The 14963-nt window shown below is 62.8% G+C and carries 14 protein-coding genes and 1 pseudogene; 8 read left to right on the top strand and 7 right to left on the bottom strand.

From position 1 onward, the window contains the following. Positions 1–1837: Ig-like domain-containing protein (locus tag AC1DRN_RS28670; protein ID WP_477786873.1), on the top strand; the 1837-nt coding region annotated here is incomplete at its 5' end. Positions 1838–1946: 109 nt separating this feature from the next. On the opposite strand, the pseudogene AC1DRN_RS28665 reads toward AC1DRN_RS28670, so the two are convergent. Continuing rightward, positions 1947–2102 (bottom strand): annotated as a pseudogene (locus AC1DRN_RS28665) (phosphonate ABC transporter, permease protein PhnE); the annotation flags it as partial. Between the two features lie 146 nt (positions 2103–2248). On the opposite strand from AC1DRN_RS28665, the gene AC1DRN_RS28660 reads away from it, so the two are divergent. Together AC1DRN_RS28660 and AC1DRN_RS28655 are read left to right on the top strand one after the other, a co-directional pair. Continuing rightward, complete coding sequence (locus tag AC1DRN_RS28660; RefSeq protein ID WP_457266059.1) at positions 2249–2641, top strand: IS110 family transposase; 393 nt, start codon at positions 2249–2251, stop codon at positions 2639–2641. Between the two features lie 148 nt (positions 2642–2789). Next, positions 2790–3104: a hypothetical protein gene (locus AC1DRN_RS28655; RefSeq protein WP_223457392.1), complete on the top strand. Its 315-nt coding sequence runs from the start codon at positions 2790–2792 to the stop codon at positions 3102–3104. A gap of 396 nt (positions 3105–3500) precedes the next feature. Here the strand turns inward: AC1DRN_RS28655 and phnE are convergent, their stop codons facing one another. The 6 genes from phnE to AC1DRN_RS28625 all read right to left on the bottom strand — a co-directional run bounded on the left by phnE (position 3501) and on the right by AC1DRN_RS28625 (position 9594). Further along, a complete protein-coding gene (gene phnE, locus AC1DRN_RS28650; RefSeq protein ID WP_223457393.1) occupies positions 3501–4268 on the bottom strand; it encodes a phosphonate ABC transporter, permease protein PhnE in 768 nt (255 codons plus the stop codon). Continuing rightward, positions 4265–5092, bottom strand: a complete 828-nt coding sequence (locus AC1DRN_RS28645; RefSeq protein ID WP_223457394.1) for a PhnE/PtxC family ABC transporter permease — start codon at positions 5090–5092, stop codon at positions 4265–4267. Before AC1DRN_RS28645 ends, phnE begins: the two co-directional genes overlap by 4 nt. Next, a complete protein-coding gene (locus tag AC1DRN_RS28640; RefSeq protein ID WP_223457395.1) occupies positions 5086–5883 on the bottom strand; it encodes a phosphonate ABC transporter ATP-binding protein in 798 nt (265 codons plus the stop codon). Before AC1DRN_RS28640 ends, AC1DRN_RS28645 begins: the two co-directional genes overlap by 7 nt. Next, on the bottom strand, positions 5880–6731 hold the full coding sequence (locus AC1DRN_RS28635; protein WP_223457396.1) for a putative selenate ABC transporter substrate-binding protein: 852 nt from the start codon (positions 6729–6731) through the stop codon (positions 5880–5882). The genes AC1DRN_RS28640 and AC1DRN_RS28635 overlap by 4 nt, the downstream gene beginning before the upstream one ends. A gap of 311 nt (positions 6732–7042) precedes the next feature. Beyond that, positions 7043–8221: a trans-sulfuration enzyme family protein gene (locus AC1DRN_RS28630; RefSeq protein ID WP_477786872.1), complete on the bottom strand. Its 1179-nt coding sequence runs from the start codon at positions 8219–8221 to the stop codon at positions 7043–7045. After that, positions 8218–9594 carry a pyridoxal-phosphate dependent enzyme gene (locus tag AC1DRN_RS28625; protein ID WP_223457398.1) on the bottom strand — a complete coding sequence of 459 codons (1377 nt, stop codon included), beginning with the start codon at positions 9592–9594 and terminating at the stop codon, positions 8218–8220. Before AC1DRN_RS28625 ends, AC1DRN_RS28630 begins: the two co-directional genes overlap by 4 nt. A gap of 274 nt (positions 9595–9868) precedes the next feature. Between AC1DRN_RS28625 and AC1DRN_RS28620 the strand changes: the two genes are divergently transcribed. From AC1DRN_RS28620 to AC1DRN_RS28600, 5 genes are read left to right on the top strand one after another with little or no spacing between them, the layout of a single operon-like run. Beyond that, the gene (locus AC1DRN_RS28620) at positions 9869–11230 is read left to right on the top strand and encodes a flavin-containing monooxygenase (protein WP_223457399.1); all 1362 of its coding nucleotides are present in this window, start codon (positions 9869–9871) and stop codon (positions 11228–11230) included. Next, the gene (locus tag AC1DRN_RS28615) at positions 11230–11640 is read left to right on the top strand and encodes a RidA family protein (protein ID WP_045185416.1); all 411 of its coding nucleotides are present in this window, start codon (positions 11230–11232) and stop codon (positions 11638–11640) included. Before AC1DRN_RS28620 ends, AC1DRN_RS28615 begins: the two co-directional genes overlap by 1 nt. Before the next feature lie 10 nt (positions 11641–11650). Continuing rightward, positions 11651–12325, top strand: coding sequence for a DUF1028 domain-containing protein (locus tag AC1DRN_RS28610; protein WP_223457400.1), 675 nt, complete (start codon positions 11651–11653; stop codon positions 12323–12325). After that, positions 12318–13487: an acetylornithine deacetylase gene (argE, locus tag AC1DRN_RS28605; protein ID WP_223457401.1), complete on the top strand. Its 1170-nt coding sequence runs from the start codon at positions 12318–12320 to the stop codon at positions 13485–13487. Before AC1DRN_RS28610 ends, argE begins: the two co-directional genes overlap by 8 nt. A 35-nt stretch (positions 13488–13522) precedes the next feature. Continuing rightward, positions 13523–14563 (top strand): ABC transporter substrate-binding protein, encoded by a 1041-nt coding sequence (locus tag AC1DRN_RS28600; RefSeq protein WP_116264687.1) that lies wholly within the window; start codon positions 13523–13525, stop codon positions 14561–14563. Positions 14564–14963 lie beyond the last annotated feature (400 nt).

Here is a 14963-nt window from a genome sequence, read left to right as displayed (position 1 = left end):
CATGAGCACCCACTGGTTCCATGACCACATGCTCGATTTCACCGCGCAGAACGTCTACAAGGGCAACGCGGTGATGATGAATTACTACAGCGCCCTGGATCGCGGTAACGAAGCCTTCGAAGACGGCGTCAACCTGCGCCTGCCCAGCGGTTCGGCATTGCCCTGGGGTAACCGCGACTACGATGTGAACCTGATGGTGGCCGACAAGGCCTGGGATCAGAACGGCCAGCTCTGGTTCAACCCGTTCAACACCGACGGTTTTCTCGGCGATCAGGTCCTGGTCAACTGGCAGTACCAGCCGAGCCTGAACGTGCGGGCGCGCAGCTATCGCTTCCGTATCCTCAACGGCTCGGTGTCGCGCTACCTCAGGATTGCACTGGTGCGTGAAGTCGCCGGCAGCGGCGGCGAATTCCCTGGCCCGGCCGGTTCCGGCCTGTCTTATAGCCGCGTGCCGTTCCACTTGATCGCCAACGACGGCAACCTGATGGAACACGCCGTGCCGTTCGACGGCAGCATGGACCTGGACGGTAACGGCGATCCCCAGGACCACAACGCCATCCTGCCCACCCAGGGCATCGCCGAACGTTACGACATCATCGTCAATTTCGCGAAAAACGGGATCAACACCGGCGACAAGCTGTACTTCGTCAACCTGTTGGAGCACCAGAACGGCAAGAAGCCGACAGCTACACTGCTGAGCCTGGCCGACGTCCTGTCCGGGACGTACAAGGCGGTGATCAGGCTGGGCAGCAAAGGGCCGGAATGGGTCGGCGGCGACCCGGGGGTGGGCAAGTTCCTGCAGCTGGTGGTCCAGCCTTATGCCGGCCAGGACGTGAGCATGAACCCCGCCGACTATGAGCCCGCCAAACCGGGCAAACCGGCCGGCAAGACCATGATCCCGCTGACCCTCAACCGCGACGACCCGGCGGTGCAGGCCAGGCTCAAGGTGGCGCGGCATCGCGAGTTCAGCTTCGGCCGCTCCGACGGCACCGACGAAACCCCCTGGACGATCAAGACCGACGGTGGTGAATTCGGCTTCCCCATGGACCCTCGAGTCATCAGCGCCGCTCCGCAACTGGCCAACGGCCCAACCCCTGCCGGGTTCTCCGGTGACGGCACCCTGGAAGTGTGGAGAATCATGAGCGGCGGCAACGGCTGGAACCACCCGGTGCACGTGCACTTCGAAGAGGGGATCATCCTCAGCCGTGATGGCAACCCACCGCCGGAATGGGAAAAATGGGCCCGAAAGGACGTCTATCGCGTCGGCGATGGCATCGACAGCTCGGTGGACGTGAAAATGGCCATCCGCTTCCGGGAATTCGCCGGAACCTACATGGAGCACTGCCACAACACCCAGCACGAGGACACGTCCATGCTGCTGCGCTGGGATGTCGAGCACCCCGGCCAGTTCCAGTTGATGCCAGCCCCCATACCCGGCTGGGACGGCGTCACCTACGTCAACTCCGCCGCGCTGCCAACCTTCCGCACCGGCGATACCCGTGCCAATAACGACGGCAATAACCAAAACCCGATCGCCAACCCCGACAGTGCCATCAGCAGCACCGGCCAACCGCTGCCCATCAACGTCCTGGCCAACGACACCGACCCTGACGGTAACGTGCCACTTAGAGTGGTGGGGCTGGAGCAACCGGACTCCGGCAAGGGCGTGGTCAGCACCGATGGTACGCGCGTGACCTACACACCACCGGCCACGGTCGTAGCGCCGTTCACTGCGACCTTTATCTATAAAGCCGCCGATGCCAAGGGCGCGGAGTCGGCACCGGCGACGGTGTCCGTGGCGGTCTCGGCAGCGGTCACGGTCACCGCGAGCCAGTAGTGGCGCACCGAGTACAACTACGCTTTAGCGATGAGGGCCTCATTGAGGCCCTCTTGCTACAAGCAAATTGACAACTTGCCTGGTCGTCAAATCTCCAGAAGACTCGCAATCACGCCTTGACCCACCGCTGACGACTCCAACTGCTCAACCCATCAACGGCAAACACCAACAGCAACATGGCCAGGATCACCGTGCTGGCCTGGGCTTCCTGGAACAGGCTGAGGCTGACATAGAGCATCTGCCCCAAACCGCCGGCACCGACAAAACAGCAAAAATGGGGACGAGCAAAAATGGGGACGGATCTATTTTCTGAAAAATAAATCTGAGAATCATCTGGCCGGCCTCCCCACCTCACGGAGGTGGCGCAAAATTCAAGGTGCGAACTTAGACTTTTGCTGTGAGGAGGCCGTGATGAAACTCTGTGGCATAGACCTGCATTCGAACAACAGTGTTGTGGTGGTTACCGACGAAACGGACCGGGTCCTGGTCAGTCGGCGCTGCCCCAATGAGCTGACGCAGATTCTCCCGCTACTCGAACCGCACCGTGCCGAACTGCTCGGTGTCGTGGTCGAGTCGACATACAACTGGTACTGGCTGGTCGATGGCCTCAAGACGGCCGGCTTCGAGGTCAAACTGGCCAACCCGGTGGCGATGCAACGCTACAACGGTTTACGTGAAAATGGGGACTTTATGAATGGCTTCTGCCGGTCATGGCCACGCAGCGTGATGGTCAAATCCGATGCAAATGATTGGTCAGGTCGAATGCAAATGGGTGGGCAAGTCCGTGCAATTACCCACAACTAGGCTGGGTTCGCTGATGGGTTACGCTGCCGTTGGTCGGCGCCTTGCGCGTCAGTGCGATAGAAAACTGTAGGAATAAACTCTCGTGCCGATCTCAGTGAGGCAAGGCCTGCGCGCGCCTGACCTTGAACCTGAGCGAACGAGCACATTGATGAGTGATAAATCTTTGGAAGAAAAAGCGGCAGCGATGGTCGACCCACATGAAACGGTGGCCAGTATCGGACAGATCACTGCCGGGCGCGATGCCCTGCAACAGCGCCTGGATAAGGCTGATCGCGCGGCTCAGGAGCTTCAGAAGCAACTGGACTTGGCAAAGACGCTGATGACCCGTCTGCTGGCGGCGAGTTTTGCGTCGACCGGCAAACCTTCCGCGCCCCTGACAAATTGGGGGCTAAATGAGATCGACGTTGTCGAACGGGAGATGGCCTGCTATTTGAATCCTACCAATGAGGCGAGTGCCGCTTGATAGGTCGCGCACTGAATGCCTACAGGCTGCGTAGATACTGGCTCCAAGCAGAATGCCGCTGTTGGGTTACCACTGCGGTTACCCATCGCGGCGTACCCAACCTGACTGGGCCTGCATGATCGCAGGCCCTTGGCGTTTCGGGTTGGGGTTACTCATGGGTTATCCCCTCACCAGTGACCGCCGCACCCGTATCAATGGATGCAAGATTCAGTTCGGTTGATTCCGGTCCGCTTGAACGAAGGGTTAGGCCTCATGCTGCAACCTTACTTTGGTGGGACGGACTGTCTATATGGGTCGTTTTCTACCGGTCATACCCATAAAACGCGGTAGTCAAATCCATGCAAATGCTTGCTAAGCTCGAATGCAATCAGCTGAGCAAATCCATGCAATTCCCCATCACGCCTTAACCCACCGCTGCCGACTCCAACTACTCAACCCATCAACAGCAAACACCAGCACCAACATCGCCAAAATCACCGTGCTGGCCTGGGCCTCCTGGAACAGGCTGAGGCTGACATAGAGCATCTGCCCCAATCCACCAGCACCGACAAAGCCGAGCACGCTGGCCATGCGGATGTTGTTTTCCCAGCGGTACAGGATGTACGCCAACAGCTGTGGAAACAGGTTGGGCAGGGTGCCGTAGCAGAAGGCCCAGACGACGTTGCCGCCCTGCAAGCGGATGGCTTCGGCCGGTTGCGGCGGGGTGTTTTCCAGTGCTTCGGCGAAGAGTCGACCCAGCACCCCGGCGGTGTGCATGGCCAGTGCGAGGGTGCCGGCGTTCGGGCCGAGACCCGCTGCCAGCACCATCAACGCCGCCCACACCAGTTCGGGAATGGCGCGTAGGCCATTGAGCACAAGGCGCGATACGCTCTGCAACGGCCAACCGAAACGCCCGGCCGCCGGCAATGCCAGCGCCAGGCCAAATACCGCCGCGAGCAGGGTGCCGAGGGCCGACATGGCCATGGTTTCCACGGCGCCACGGCCGATGGCTTGCAGATGGCCGGCGCTCAGGTCCGGGCTGAGAAAGCGCAGCACGTAGGCGCCCATCTGCGCAAGGTTACCGCTGCCCGTCAGTTCGCCGAGATCGATCCCCAGATAGCTGAACGAAGCCACGACCGCTGCGCCAATGCACAGGATCAGCAGCAGGTTGATCAGGCGATTCATGCGAACCTCCAGCGCAACAGACGGCTGATCTGATCGGCGAACAGTACCAGGACGAAAAAGGTCAGTAACATGCTCGCCACTTCACCGCCGGCGAACATGCGCAATGACAAGTCGATCTGCTGGCCCAGCCCGCCGGCGCCGACGAAGCCCATCACCACCGACGCGCGGATCGCGCATTCCCAGCGATACACCGTGTACGACAGCAACTCCGCCCCGACATTGGGCAGGATGCCGTAGCAGAATGCCGCCAACCGGCTGCTGCCGGCTTGCAGCAGCGCATGGGCCGGACGCTGGTCAACCGACTCGAAGATCTCCGCGTAGACCTTGCCCAGCATGCCGCTGTAGGTGATGGCAATCGCCAGCACCCCGGCCGTCGGGCCAAGGCCGACGGCGCGTACGAACAGCAAGGCCCAGACGATTTCCGGCACGCTGCGCAGGAAGATCAGCAACCCGCGCACCGGCCAGCGCAACAGCCGGCCCAAGGCGCTCGGGCGACCGCTGCGTGAGGCGGCCGACAGCGACAGCGCCCGACTGGCGAGCAGGCTGGCGGGCACGGCCAACAGCAAGGCCAAAGCCATGCCGGCGGTGGCGATGGCCAGGGTTTGCAGTGTCGCTTGCCATAACAGCTGCAAGAATTCTTCGCCATGGGCCGGTGGCCAGAAGGCCGCAACAAAACGACCCATCTCGCTCTGGCTGTCGGCCTTGAGCAGCACGCCCAGGTCCAGTTCGCTGAAATGGATGCCGGGCCACAGCAGGGCCAGCGCCAACAGACTGAGCAGCAGGCGGGGCAGGGTGGCCGGGTCTCGTGTATCGCGTGTCAGCATCGGGGAATCTGCAGGATCAAGGGCGCCACTGGCGTGGGCGGCGATAGCAGTTGCTCGTTGGCGTAGAGCTTGTCGAGCAAATCGTGGTCGACGTCGCTGGCGGGAAGATCGAACAGGACTTGCCCTTCACGCAAACCGATGATGCGTGAAAAGTGCGTCAGGGCCAGCTCTACCGCATGCAGGCTGGCGACCAGCGTCACGTTGCGTTCCCGGGCGTGGCGGCAGAGGATCGACAGGGTGTGCCCGGCCAGTACCGGGTCCATCGCCGACACCGGCTCATCGGCCAGCAGCACTTCGGGCGCCTGGTACAGCACGCGGGCAATGCCCACGCGCTGCAACTGGCCGCCGGACAGTTGCTGGCACTGGGCGAACAGCTTGTCACCCAGGTCCAGCTTGAGCAGTGCCGCCCGCGCGCCCGGAACATCCACCGGATGCAACAGGCTCAGCAGGCTTTTGGCAAAACTCCATTGCCCCAGCTTTCCGGCCAGCACCGCCGTGACCACCCGCTGACGCGCAGGCAGTGGCGGCGCCTGATGCACCAGGCCGATGCGTGCGCGCAATCGCTGGCGCTGTCGGGCGCCGAGCTGCCAGGCTTGCTCGCCGAGCACCTCGACCGTGCCGCTGCCGGGGCGCAGGGCGGTAGCCAGCACGTTGAGCAGGCTCGACTTGCCGGCGCCGGACGGACCGATGATTGCGACCTGCTCACCGGCAGCGATGTGCAGGTCGACTTCATGCAGCGCACGCACGCCATTGCCGTGGGTGAGGCTGACCCGGTTCAGATGCAGTGTCATTTCAGCAGGTCGGCAGCGCGCGCGGCTTCCTCGATGCCCTTGTAGTTCTCAGGTTGGGTCTCGATGAAGCGGCTGGCGGCTTGCAGGTCCAGAATCGCTTTTTGCTCCGGGTTGGCCGGGTCGAGCGCGAGGAAGGCCACCTTGATTTTGTTGGCAAGGGCCGGGTCGAGGGTGCCGCGCACGGTCCAGTTGTAGTCGAAGTAGGCCGGCGTGGTAGCGAAGACCTTGACCTTGTCGGTGTCGACCTTACCGGCCGCGACCAGTTTTGCCCAGACGCTGGCATTGAGTACGCCGGCGTCCACTTTGCCCGCCTGAACCCAGGCGACCGTGGCGTCATGGGCGCCGGAGTAACCGACACGGCTGAAATAAGTTTCCGGCTTGATGCCGTCTTTCAGCATGAAGTAACGCGGCATCAGACTGCCGGACGTCGAAGACACCGAACCGAAGGCAAAGGACTTGCCCTTGAGGTCGGCCAGCGACTTGACGGCCGGGTCGGCGCTGATGAATTTGCTGGTGAACTGGGCATCCTGCTCACGCTGTACCAATGGAATGGCATTGCCGGTTTTCAGCCGCGCCTGCACGAAGGTGAAGCCACCCAGCCAGGCCATGTCGATACGGTCGGTGGCCAGGGCCTCGACCACTGCCGGGTAGTCGGAGACCGGCACGAACTCGACTTTCATGCCCAGTTGCTTCTCCAGGTATTCGCCCAGGGGCTTGAACTTGCGCAGCAGTTCGGTGGGTGCTTCATCAGGAATGGCGCTGACCTTGAGGGTCTCGACAGCCTGTGCCAGCAGGGTGGAAAGGGACAAGGTCAGGCCAATGGCCGTTGCCAGGGTACGTTTGAGCATGGAAGTTCTCCGGTTCAATAGCGGAAAAATGTCGATGCGCCCCGCACAAGCTGATTGCTGCACGACGCTTCGTGAGGGTAGACGAAAACGCCGCGATTATAGGGACTCTTGCGTGCTTGACCAGCGTAGCAGCAGGGGAGAGGGCCAAAACGGAATTGTAGGAGCGAGCCTGCTCGCGATTGCGGAGTGTCAGCCAGCATCAATATCGACTGATCCGGCGCCATCGCGAGCAGGCTCGCTCCTACAGTGGATCTCTGGTGAACACATAATTTGTGTATGACAGAAATTCAAAAGTGTGGGAGCGAGCTTGCTTACATCCTTGCCAACGCCTGCGCCAGATCAGCCCGCAAATCCTCGACATCCTCGACCCCCACCGACAACCGCACCAACCCGTCGCCGATCCCCAGTTCTGCGCGGGTATCGGGCGGGATGGTGGCGTGGGTCATGATCGCCGGGTGTTCGATCAGGCTTTCCACGCCGCCCAGGCTCTCGGCCAGGGCGAAGATCTGTACGCTCTCGAGGAAGCGTTTGGTGCCAGCCAGGTCGCTGTTGAGGTCGAGGGAAATCATCCCGCCGAAACCGCGCATTTGCCGTCGGGCCAGTTCGTGTTGCGGGTGCGACGGCAGGCCCGGGTAGTAGACCCGCGAGACTTGCGGTAGGCGTTCCAGCCACTGCGCCAGCTCCAGTGCGTTGCTGCAATGGCGCTCCATGCGCAGCGCCAGGGTCTTCACCCCGCGCAAGGTGAGGAAGGCATCGAACGGGCCGGCGATGGCGCCGACGGCGTTTTGCAGGAAGCCCAGGCGCTCGGCCAGTTCGGCGTTCTGCCCGACCACGGCGATGCCGCCGATCACGTCGGAGTGGCCGTTGAGGTATTTGGTGGTCGAGTGCAGCACGATGTCGAAACCCAGTTCCAGCGGGCGCTGGATCCACGGGCTGGCGAAGGTGTTGTCGGCCACGCAGATGATGCCGCGCGCGCGGCAGGTGCGGGCGATGGCGGCCAGGTCCGTGAGGCGCAGCAACGGATTGCTCGGGGTCTCGACCATGACCATCCGGGTGTCGTCTTGCAGGGAGGCCTCGAACGCCGCCAGGTCGGTCAGGTCGACGAAGCTGAAGCGGTGCCCGGCGCTGCGCTGGCGCACCTTGTCGAACAGGCGGAAGGTGCCGCCGTACAGATCGTTACCCGAGACGATGTGCGAGCCGGCGTCGAGCAGCTCCAGCACCGTGGAAATGCTCGCCAGCCCCGAGGCGAAGGCAAAACCCCGGGTGCCGCCTTCGAGGTCGGCCACGCAGCGCTCCAGCGCCCAGCGCGTCGGGTTGTGCGAGCGCCCGTAGTCCAGGCCTTTGTGCACCCCGGGGCTCTGTTGCAGGTAGGTGGAGTTGGCGTAGATCGGCGGCATCAGCGCCCCGGTCGAAGGGTCCGGCGTTTGCCCGGCATGGATCACGCGGGTGGCGAAGCCCTGTGGCGRGGCGTTTTTATCCTGTTGACTCATGGCAGGGATCTCCGCAGGTGATTGAGCATGTCGGTTCGGGTAATCAGGCCGTGGAAGCCCGAGGCATCCTGGATGATCGCCACCAGCCCACGGCCCAGCTCTGCCTCCAGTTCAGCCAGCGTGGCATCGGGGGACAGGGTTTGCAGTTTGTCGGTCATGGCGCTGGATACGGTCTTGCGAAAGTGCGCAACGTCTTCATGCACGCCCAGCAGGATGTCGGACTCGTCGATCACGCCGACCAGTTGTTTGCCGTTCACCAGCACCGGCAGTTGCGACACATCCGCCAGGCGCATGCGCTGGAACGCGGTGAGCAGGGTGTCATCGGGGCCGACGCTGATCACCCGGCCGTCCTCGAAGCGCCGCGCGATCAAGTCCCGCAAGTTGCCGTAGTGCTTGCGTTGCAGCAGGCCCTGATCGTTCATCCACTGGTCGTTGTAGACCTTCGACAAATAACGCGTACCGGTGTCGCAGACGAAACTCACCACCCGTTTCGGCTGGGTCTGTTCGCGGCAGTAACGCAACGCCGCCGCCAGCAAGGTGCCGGTCGATGAGCCGCCGAGAATGCCTTCGGCGCGCAGCAACTGGCGGGCGTGATCAAAGCTTTCTTCGTCGCTGATCGAATAGGCGTGGCGCACGCTGGACAGGTCGGCAATCGACGGAATGAAGTCTTCGCCAATGCCTTCCACCGCCCACGAACCGGGGGTGGGGAGGGTGCCATTGCGGCTGTATTCGGCCATCACCGAGCCGACCGGGTCGGCCAGAACCATTTCCAGGTCTGGCTGCACCCGTTTGAAGAAACGGGTCAGGCCGGTGAGGGTGCCGGCCGAGCCGACACCGACGACGATGGCGTCCACATCATGCTGGGTCTGCGCCCAGATCTCCGGCGCGGTGCTGCATTCGTGGGCCAGCGGGTTGGCCGGGTTGTTGAACTGGTCGGCGAAGAACGCATCGGGAATGTCCGCGGCCAGCCGCGCGGCGACGTCCTGGTAATACTCGGGATGGCCCTTGCCGACATCGGAGCGGGTGATGTGCACCTCGGCGCCCATGGCCTTGAGGTGCAGGACCTTCTCGGTGGACATCTTGTCCGGCACCACCAGCACCACCCGGTAACCCTTGGCGCGGCCGACCAGGGCCAGGCCGAGGCCGGTGTTGCCGGCGGTGGCTTCGACGATGGTGCCGCCGGGGCGCAGACGACCATCGCGTTCGGCGACATCGATCATCGCCAGACCGATGCGGTCCTTGATCGAACCGCCGGGGTTCTGGGATTCGAGTTTGAGAAACAGCGTGCACGGGCCGGTATCGAAACGGCTGACGCGCACCAGCGGGGTATTGCCAATCAGTTCGAGCACGGCAGGACGGGAATTGTCGGGCATGTCATCACTCCTTGCGTAAATCCGCACTGGATGGACAGCAATCCGCGCCGGGTCTTCGCGTCGGTCGCGGGCAATGCATCGCTTGGACCATAGGCCGGGATCGGGTCTACCGCAACCTTGCACAGCCAACCGGTCGCCTCGACGCTTTTTCCTCGCCAGCGACCACAAAAAACATAATTTCGCTATTTCCCGGCTCCGAACAGAATGCGGCCAACACCCTGACCCCGATAGCCGTAGCAGAAGAACAACAGTGATCAGTATCGAGGCGGCAGCCATGACCGACCTGAATCAAACCACCTTTCAGAAGTGCACAGCCATGACAGTTGACAAGACCGAAATTGACACGCTTGTAGTTGGCGCCGGCCAGGCCGGCGTGGCCATGAGTGAACACCTGAGCAAGCTCGGCGTGCCTCACCTTGTTGTGGAGCGCAACCGTATCGCCGAAGCCTGGCGCACCGGTCGCTGGGATTCGCTGGTAGCCAACGGGCCTGCCTGGCACGACCGCTTCCCGGGTCTGGAATTCGACGGTCTGGACCCGGATGCCTTCGCCGGAAAAGAGCAGGTGGCCGAGTACTTCGAAGCCTACGCCCGCAAGTTCAACGCGCCGATCCGCACCGGCGTTGAAGTCAAGAAAGTAGAGCGCAACGCCGACCGCCCCGGTTTCACCGTTGAAACCTCCGATGGCGTGATCGAGGCCCGGCATGTGGTGGTCGCCACCGGCCCGTTCCAGCGCCCGGCCATTCCGCCCATTGCTCCCGAAATCGCCGGCATCACCCAGATTCACTCCGCCCAATACTACAACCCGCAGCAACTGGTCGAAGGCGCGGTACTGGTGGTGGGCGCCGGTTCTTCGGGCGTGCAGATCGCCGATGAGCTGCAACGCTCCGGCAAACAGGTCTACCTGTCGGTCGGCGCCCATGACCGTCCACCCCGTGCCTATCGCAACCGTGATTTCTGCTGGTGGCTGGGGGTGCTCGGCGAGTGGGATGCCGAAGCCATGCAGCCGGGCAAGGAACACGTGACCATCGCCGTGAGTGGTGCCCGTGGCGGCCACACCGTGGACTTCCGCCGGCTGGCTCATCAGGGCATGACGCTGGTCGGCCTGACTCAATCGTTCAACGGCGCTGTGGTGAGTTTCGAAGACAACCTCGCCGACAACATTAAACGTGGCGATGAAAATTACCTGGCGCTGCTCGACAAGGCCGACGCCTATATCGCACGCAATGGCCTGGACCTGCCGCTGGAGCCCGAAGCCCGGGCCATGCTGGCGGACCCGGATTGCGTGACGAATCCAATCCTGGAACTGGACCTGCTCAAGGCCGGCGTCACCACCATCATCTGGGCCACCGGTTACTCCACCGATTACAGCTGGCTGAAGGTCGACGCCTTCAAGGACAACGGCAAACCCCGGCACCAGCGCGGCGTGTCGGCCGAACCGGGGGTGTATTTCGTCGGTTTGCCTTGGCAGTCCCGTCGTGGCTCCGCGTTTATCTGGGGCGTTTGGCACGACGCCAAGCACATCGCCGATCACATCGTTAAACAGCACACCTATCTCAACTATCGGGATGCGACCCAGCGTCAAGCCGACGCCGCCTGTGCACCCGTTCAGAAAGCCAGCCTCATGGGAGTTCGTTGATGCCTACTCATACCCGCATCCGTATGTTCAACACCAAAGACACCTACCCGAACCAGACGCTCGACAACGACCTGTGCCAGGCCGTGCGCGCCGGCAACACGGTGTATGTGCGTGGTCAGGTCGGCACCGATTTCAACGGCCAACTGGTAGGCCTCGGCGATCCGCGTGCCCAGGCCGAACAGGCCATGCGCAACGTCAAGCAACTGCTGGAAGAGGCGGGCAGCGACCTGAGCCATATCGTCAAGACCACCACCTACCTGACCGACCCGCGCTACCGCGAGCCGGTCTACCAGGAAGTCGGCAAGTGGCTCAAGGGCGTGTTCCCGATTTCCACCGGCCTTGTGGTCAGCGCCCTCGGTCAGCCGCAGTGGCTGATGGAAATCGACGTGATCGCTGTCATCCCTGAATAAGGAATTCGCCATGACTTTTTCCATCGTGGGTCGCTGCGCCGAGACCGGCCAGCTGGGTATTGCCATCAGCTCTTCGAGCATTGCCGTCGGCGCGCGCTGCCCGTGGCTGCGTGCCGGTGTCGGCGCGGTGTCGAGCCAGAACATCACGCTGCCGGCCCTCGGCCCGCAGATCCTCGATGAACTGGCGGGCGGCTCGGCGCCGCCCCAGGCGCTGGACCACTCATTGACCCGCAATGGCTACAGCCAATACCGCCAGGTGGCGGTGGTCGATGCCCACGGGCGCACGGCGGTGTTCAGCGGCAACCATGCGCTGGGCATCAACCATGCCCTGGCCGGTGACCAATGCGTGGCGGCCGGCAACCTGCTGGCCAACAGCGGGGTGATCGAGGCGATGGTCGCGGCGTTCGAAAACAGCGAAGGCTGCCTCGCCACCCGGCTGATGAACGCCTTGCAGGCCGGGCAGAATGCCGGTGGTGAAGCCGGCGCGGTGCACTCGGCGGCGCTGTCGGTGGTCGGTGACCTGACCTGGCCGATTGTCGACCTGCGGGTGGATTGGGCCGATGAAAACCCGATCGGCGAGCTGGGCAAACTGTGGACGGCCTACGAGCCGCAATTGCAGGACTACCTGACCCGCGCCCTCAATCCGACCCTGGCCCCCACGTATGGAGTGCCCGGCGATGAGTGAGTTGCGCAGCCGCGCCATGCTCGCGCGGTTGATCGGGTTCGCCACGGTCAGCCGCGATTCGAACCTTGCGCTGATCGAGTTCGTGCGTGATTACTTGCACGGACTCGGCGTGGATTGCGAATTGATCTACAACGCCGAGCGCACCAAGGCCAATCTGTTGGCTATGGTCGGCCCGCGTGTGGCCGGCGGCATCGTGCTGTCCGGGCACACCGATGTGGTACCGGTGGACGGCCAGGCCTGGACGGTCGAGCCGTACTGCCTGAGCGAGGCGGACGGCAAGCTTTACGGTCGCGGCACCGCGGACATGAAAGGCTATCTGGCCTCGGTGCTGGCCGCTGTGCCGATGTTTCTGGCCAGCCCTTTAAAGCGCCCGGTGCATTTGGCGTTTTCCTATGACGAAGAGGTCGGTTGCCTCGGCGTGCGCGGCTTGCTGGAGGTGCTACCGCAACGCATCCCGGCACCGGCGTTGTGTCTGATCGGCGAGCCGACCGAACTCAAACCGGTGCTCGGCCACAAAGGCAAACTGGCGATGCGGTGCCACGTGCGCGGCGCCGCCTGTCATTCGGCCTACGCACCTTATGGGGTCAATGCCATCGAGCAGGCCGCGCGCCTGATCGGTCGGTTGGGCGACATCGGCGCCACCCTGGCCCGGCCGCCATTGCACGACAAACGCTTCGATCCGGCGTTCTCGACCGTGCAGGTCGGAGTGATCCAGGGCGGGACGGCGCTGAACATCGTGCCAGCGGATTGCCGTTTCGATTTCGAGATCCGCGCCTTGCCGGACTTCGCCCCGCAAGTGGTCGTCGATGAACTGCAGGACTACGCCGAGCAGACGTTGCTGCCGGCCATGCAGGCCGTGGACACCGATACCGGTATCCGCTTTGAAAAAATCTCGGCCTATCCGGGCCTTGCGACACCCGCCGACAGCGCGGCGGCCCGGCTGATTGCCCGGCTATGCGGCAGTGACGATTTCAGCACCGTGGCTTTTGGCACCGAAGGCGGGCTGTTCGATCAGGCCGGCATTCCTTCGGTGGTCTGCGGTCCCGGCAGCATGGACCAGGGGCACAAGCCCGATGAATTTGTCAGCGTCGAACAGATGGCGGCCTGCGACCGCCTGATGGATCGCCTGGCGGCGTACTTGAGTGAATCCGAACACCCATGACAACAATGGGTCGACAAGACCCGAGGAAGCGATCCATGTCCAGATCCTTGCGTTGCAGTGTTCCGTTTGCCCTGGCGTTGCTGAGTGCCAGTGTGTGGGCGGCCCCCCAGGACCTCACCGTGATTTCCTTCGGTGGTGCCACCAAACAGGCTCAGGATAAAGCCTATTTCCAGCCCTTTAACGCCAGCGGCGCGGGCAACATCATCGCCGGTGAGTACAACGGCGAGCTGTCGAAGATCAAGGCCATGGTATCGGCCGGTCACACCAGTTGGGACGTGGTCGAAGTCGAAAGCCCCGAGTTGTTGCGTGGCTGCGAGGAAGGCCTGTTCGAGAAACTCGATGCGGGACGCTTCGGTGATTCGGCGAACTTTGTGCCCGGTGCGCTGACCGAGTGCGGGGTGGCCACTTACGTCTGGTCGATGGTCATGGCCTATGACCAGAGCAAGCAGGCCAAGGCGCCGCAGTCCTGGGCCGACTTCTGGAATGTCGCCGACTTCCCGGGCAAGCGCGGCCTGCGCAAGAGCGCCAAGTACACCCTGGAAATCGCGCTGCTGGCCGACGGTGTCAAGGCAGACGATGTGTACAAGGTCTTGAACACCCCGCAAGGCGTGACGCGGGCATTTGCCAAGCTCGACCAGATCAAGCCGAACATCCAGTGGTGGGAGGCGGGCGCGCAACCGGCGCAATGGCTGGTGGCCGGGGACGTGGTAATGAGCGCGGCCTACAACGGGCGGATTGCCTCGGCGCAAAAGGAAGGCATGAAGCTGAGCATCGTCTGGCCGCAGAGCCTGTACGACCCGGAATACTGGGCGGTGGTCAAAGGCACGCCGAACAAGGCGTTGGCGGAAAACTTCATCGCGTTCGCCAGCCAGCCGCAGACGCAAAAGGTGTTCTCGGAAACCATCCCTTACGGGCCGGTGCATCGCCAGACCCTGCCATTGCTGCCCAAGGACGTGCAGGAGCAACTGCCGACAGCCGAGGCCAACCTGGCCGGCGCGCGGGCCGTGGACGCGGAGTTCTGGGTCGACCATGGCGAGGAGCTTGAACAGCGCTTCAATGCCTGGGCTGCGCGCTGATACAGGCACCGCATAACCCTGTAGGAGCGAGCCTGCTCGCGATGAGGCCATCAGCTTCAACATCTTCGTTGACTGATACACCGCCATCGCGAGCAAGCTCGCTCCCACAAAAAAGCATGGTGCATTACCTCGGGTGCAAGCTTTGCCGCCCTCGTGCAGTGGTGATGGTAGTCAGTTAAAACGCAGGCCCCCTGTGGGAGCGGGCTTGCCCGCGATGAGGCCATCAGMTYCAACATCTTCGTTGACTGATACACCGCCATCGCGAGCAAGCTCGCTCCCACAAAAAAGCATGGTGCATTACCTCGGGTGCAAGCTTTGCCGCCCTCGTGCAGTGGTGATGGTAGTCAGTTAAAACGCAGGCCCCCTGTGGGAGCGGGCTTGCCCGCGATGAGGCCATCAG

The organism is Pseudomonas sp. P5_B3 (assembly GCF_056400405.1).
The sequence above is the reverse complement of the archived record's forward strand: the minus strand, read 5'-3'. Positions and strand labels throughout refer to the sequence as shown.

Excerpts from the sequence above, each read along its gene's own strand:
- AC1DRN_RS28620 (WP_223457399.1), top strand. The coding sequence starts at position 9,869 with ATGACCGACCTGAATCAAACCACCTTTCAGAAGTGCACAGCCATGACA.
- AC1DRN_RS28640 (WP_223457395.1), bottom strand. The coding sequence starts at position 5,883 with ATGACACTGCATCTGAACCGGGTCAGCCTCACCCACGGCAATGGCGTG.
- AC1DRN_RS28610 (WP_223457400.1), top strand. The coding sequence starts at position 11,651 with ATGACTTTTTCCATCGTGGGTCGCTGCGCCGAGACCGGCCAGCTGGGT.
- AC1DRN_RS28600 (WP_116264687.1), top strand. The coding sequence starts at position 13,523 with ATGTCCAGATCCTTGCGTTGCAGTGTTCCGTTTGCCCTGGCGTTGCTG.
- AC1DRN_RS28625 (WP_223457398.1), bottom strand. The coding sequence starts at position 9,594 with ATGCCCGACAATTCCCGTCCTGCCGTGCTCGAACTGATTGGCAATACC.
- phnE (WP_223457393.1), bottom strand. The coding sequence starts at position 4,268 with ATGAATCGCCTGATCAACCTGCTGCTGATCCTGTGCATTGGCGCAGCG.
- AC1DRN_RS28655 (WP_223457392.1), top strand. The coding sequence starts at position 2,790 with ATGAGTGATAAATCTTTGGAAGAAAAAGCGGCAGCGATGGTCGACCCA.
- AC1DRN_RS28660 (WP_457266059.1), top strand. The coding sequence starts at position 2,249 with ATGAAACTCTGTGGCATAGACCTGCATTCGAACAACAGTGTTGTGGTG.
- AC1DRN_RS28635 (WP_223457396.1), bottom strand. The coding sequence starts at position 6,731 with ATGCTCAAACGTACCCTGGCAACGGCCATTGGCCTGACCTTGTCCCTT.
- argE (WP_223457401.1), top strand. The coding sequence starts at position 12,318 with ATGAGTGAGTTGCGCAGCCGCGCCATGCTCGCGCGGTTGATCGGGTTC.
- AC1DRN_RS28615 (WP_045185416.1), top strand. The coding sequence starts at position 11,230 with ATGCCTACTCATACCCGCATCCGTATGTTCAACACCAAAGACACCTAC.
- AC1DRN_RS28645 (WP_223457394.1), bottom strand. The coding sequence starts at position 5,092 with ATGCTGACACGCGATACACGAGACCCGGCCACCCTGCCCCGCCTGCTG.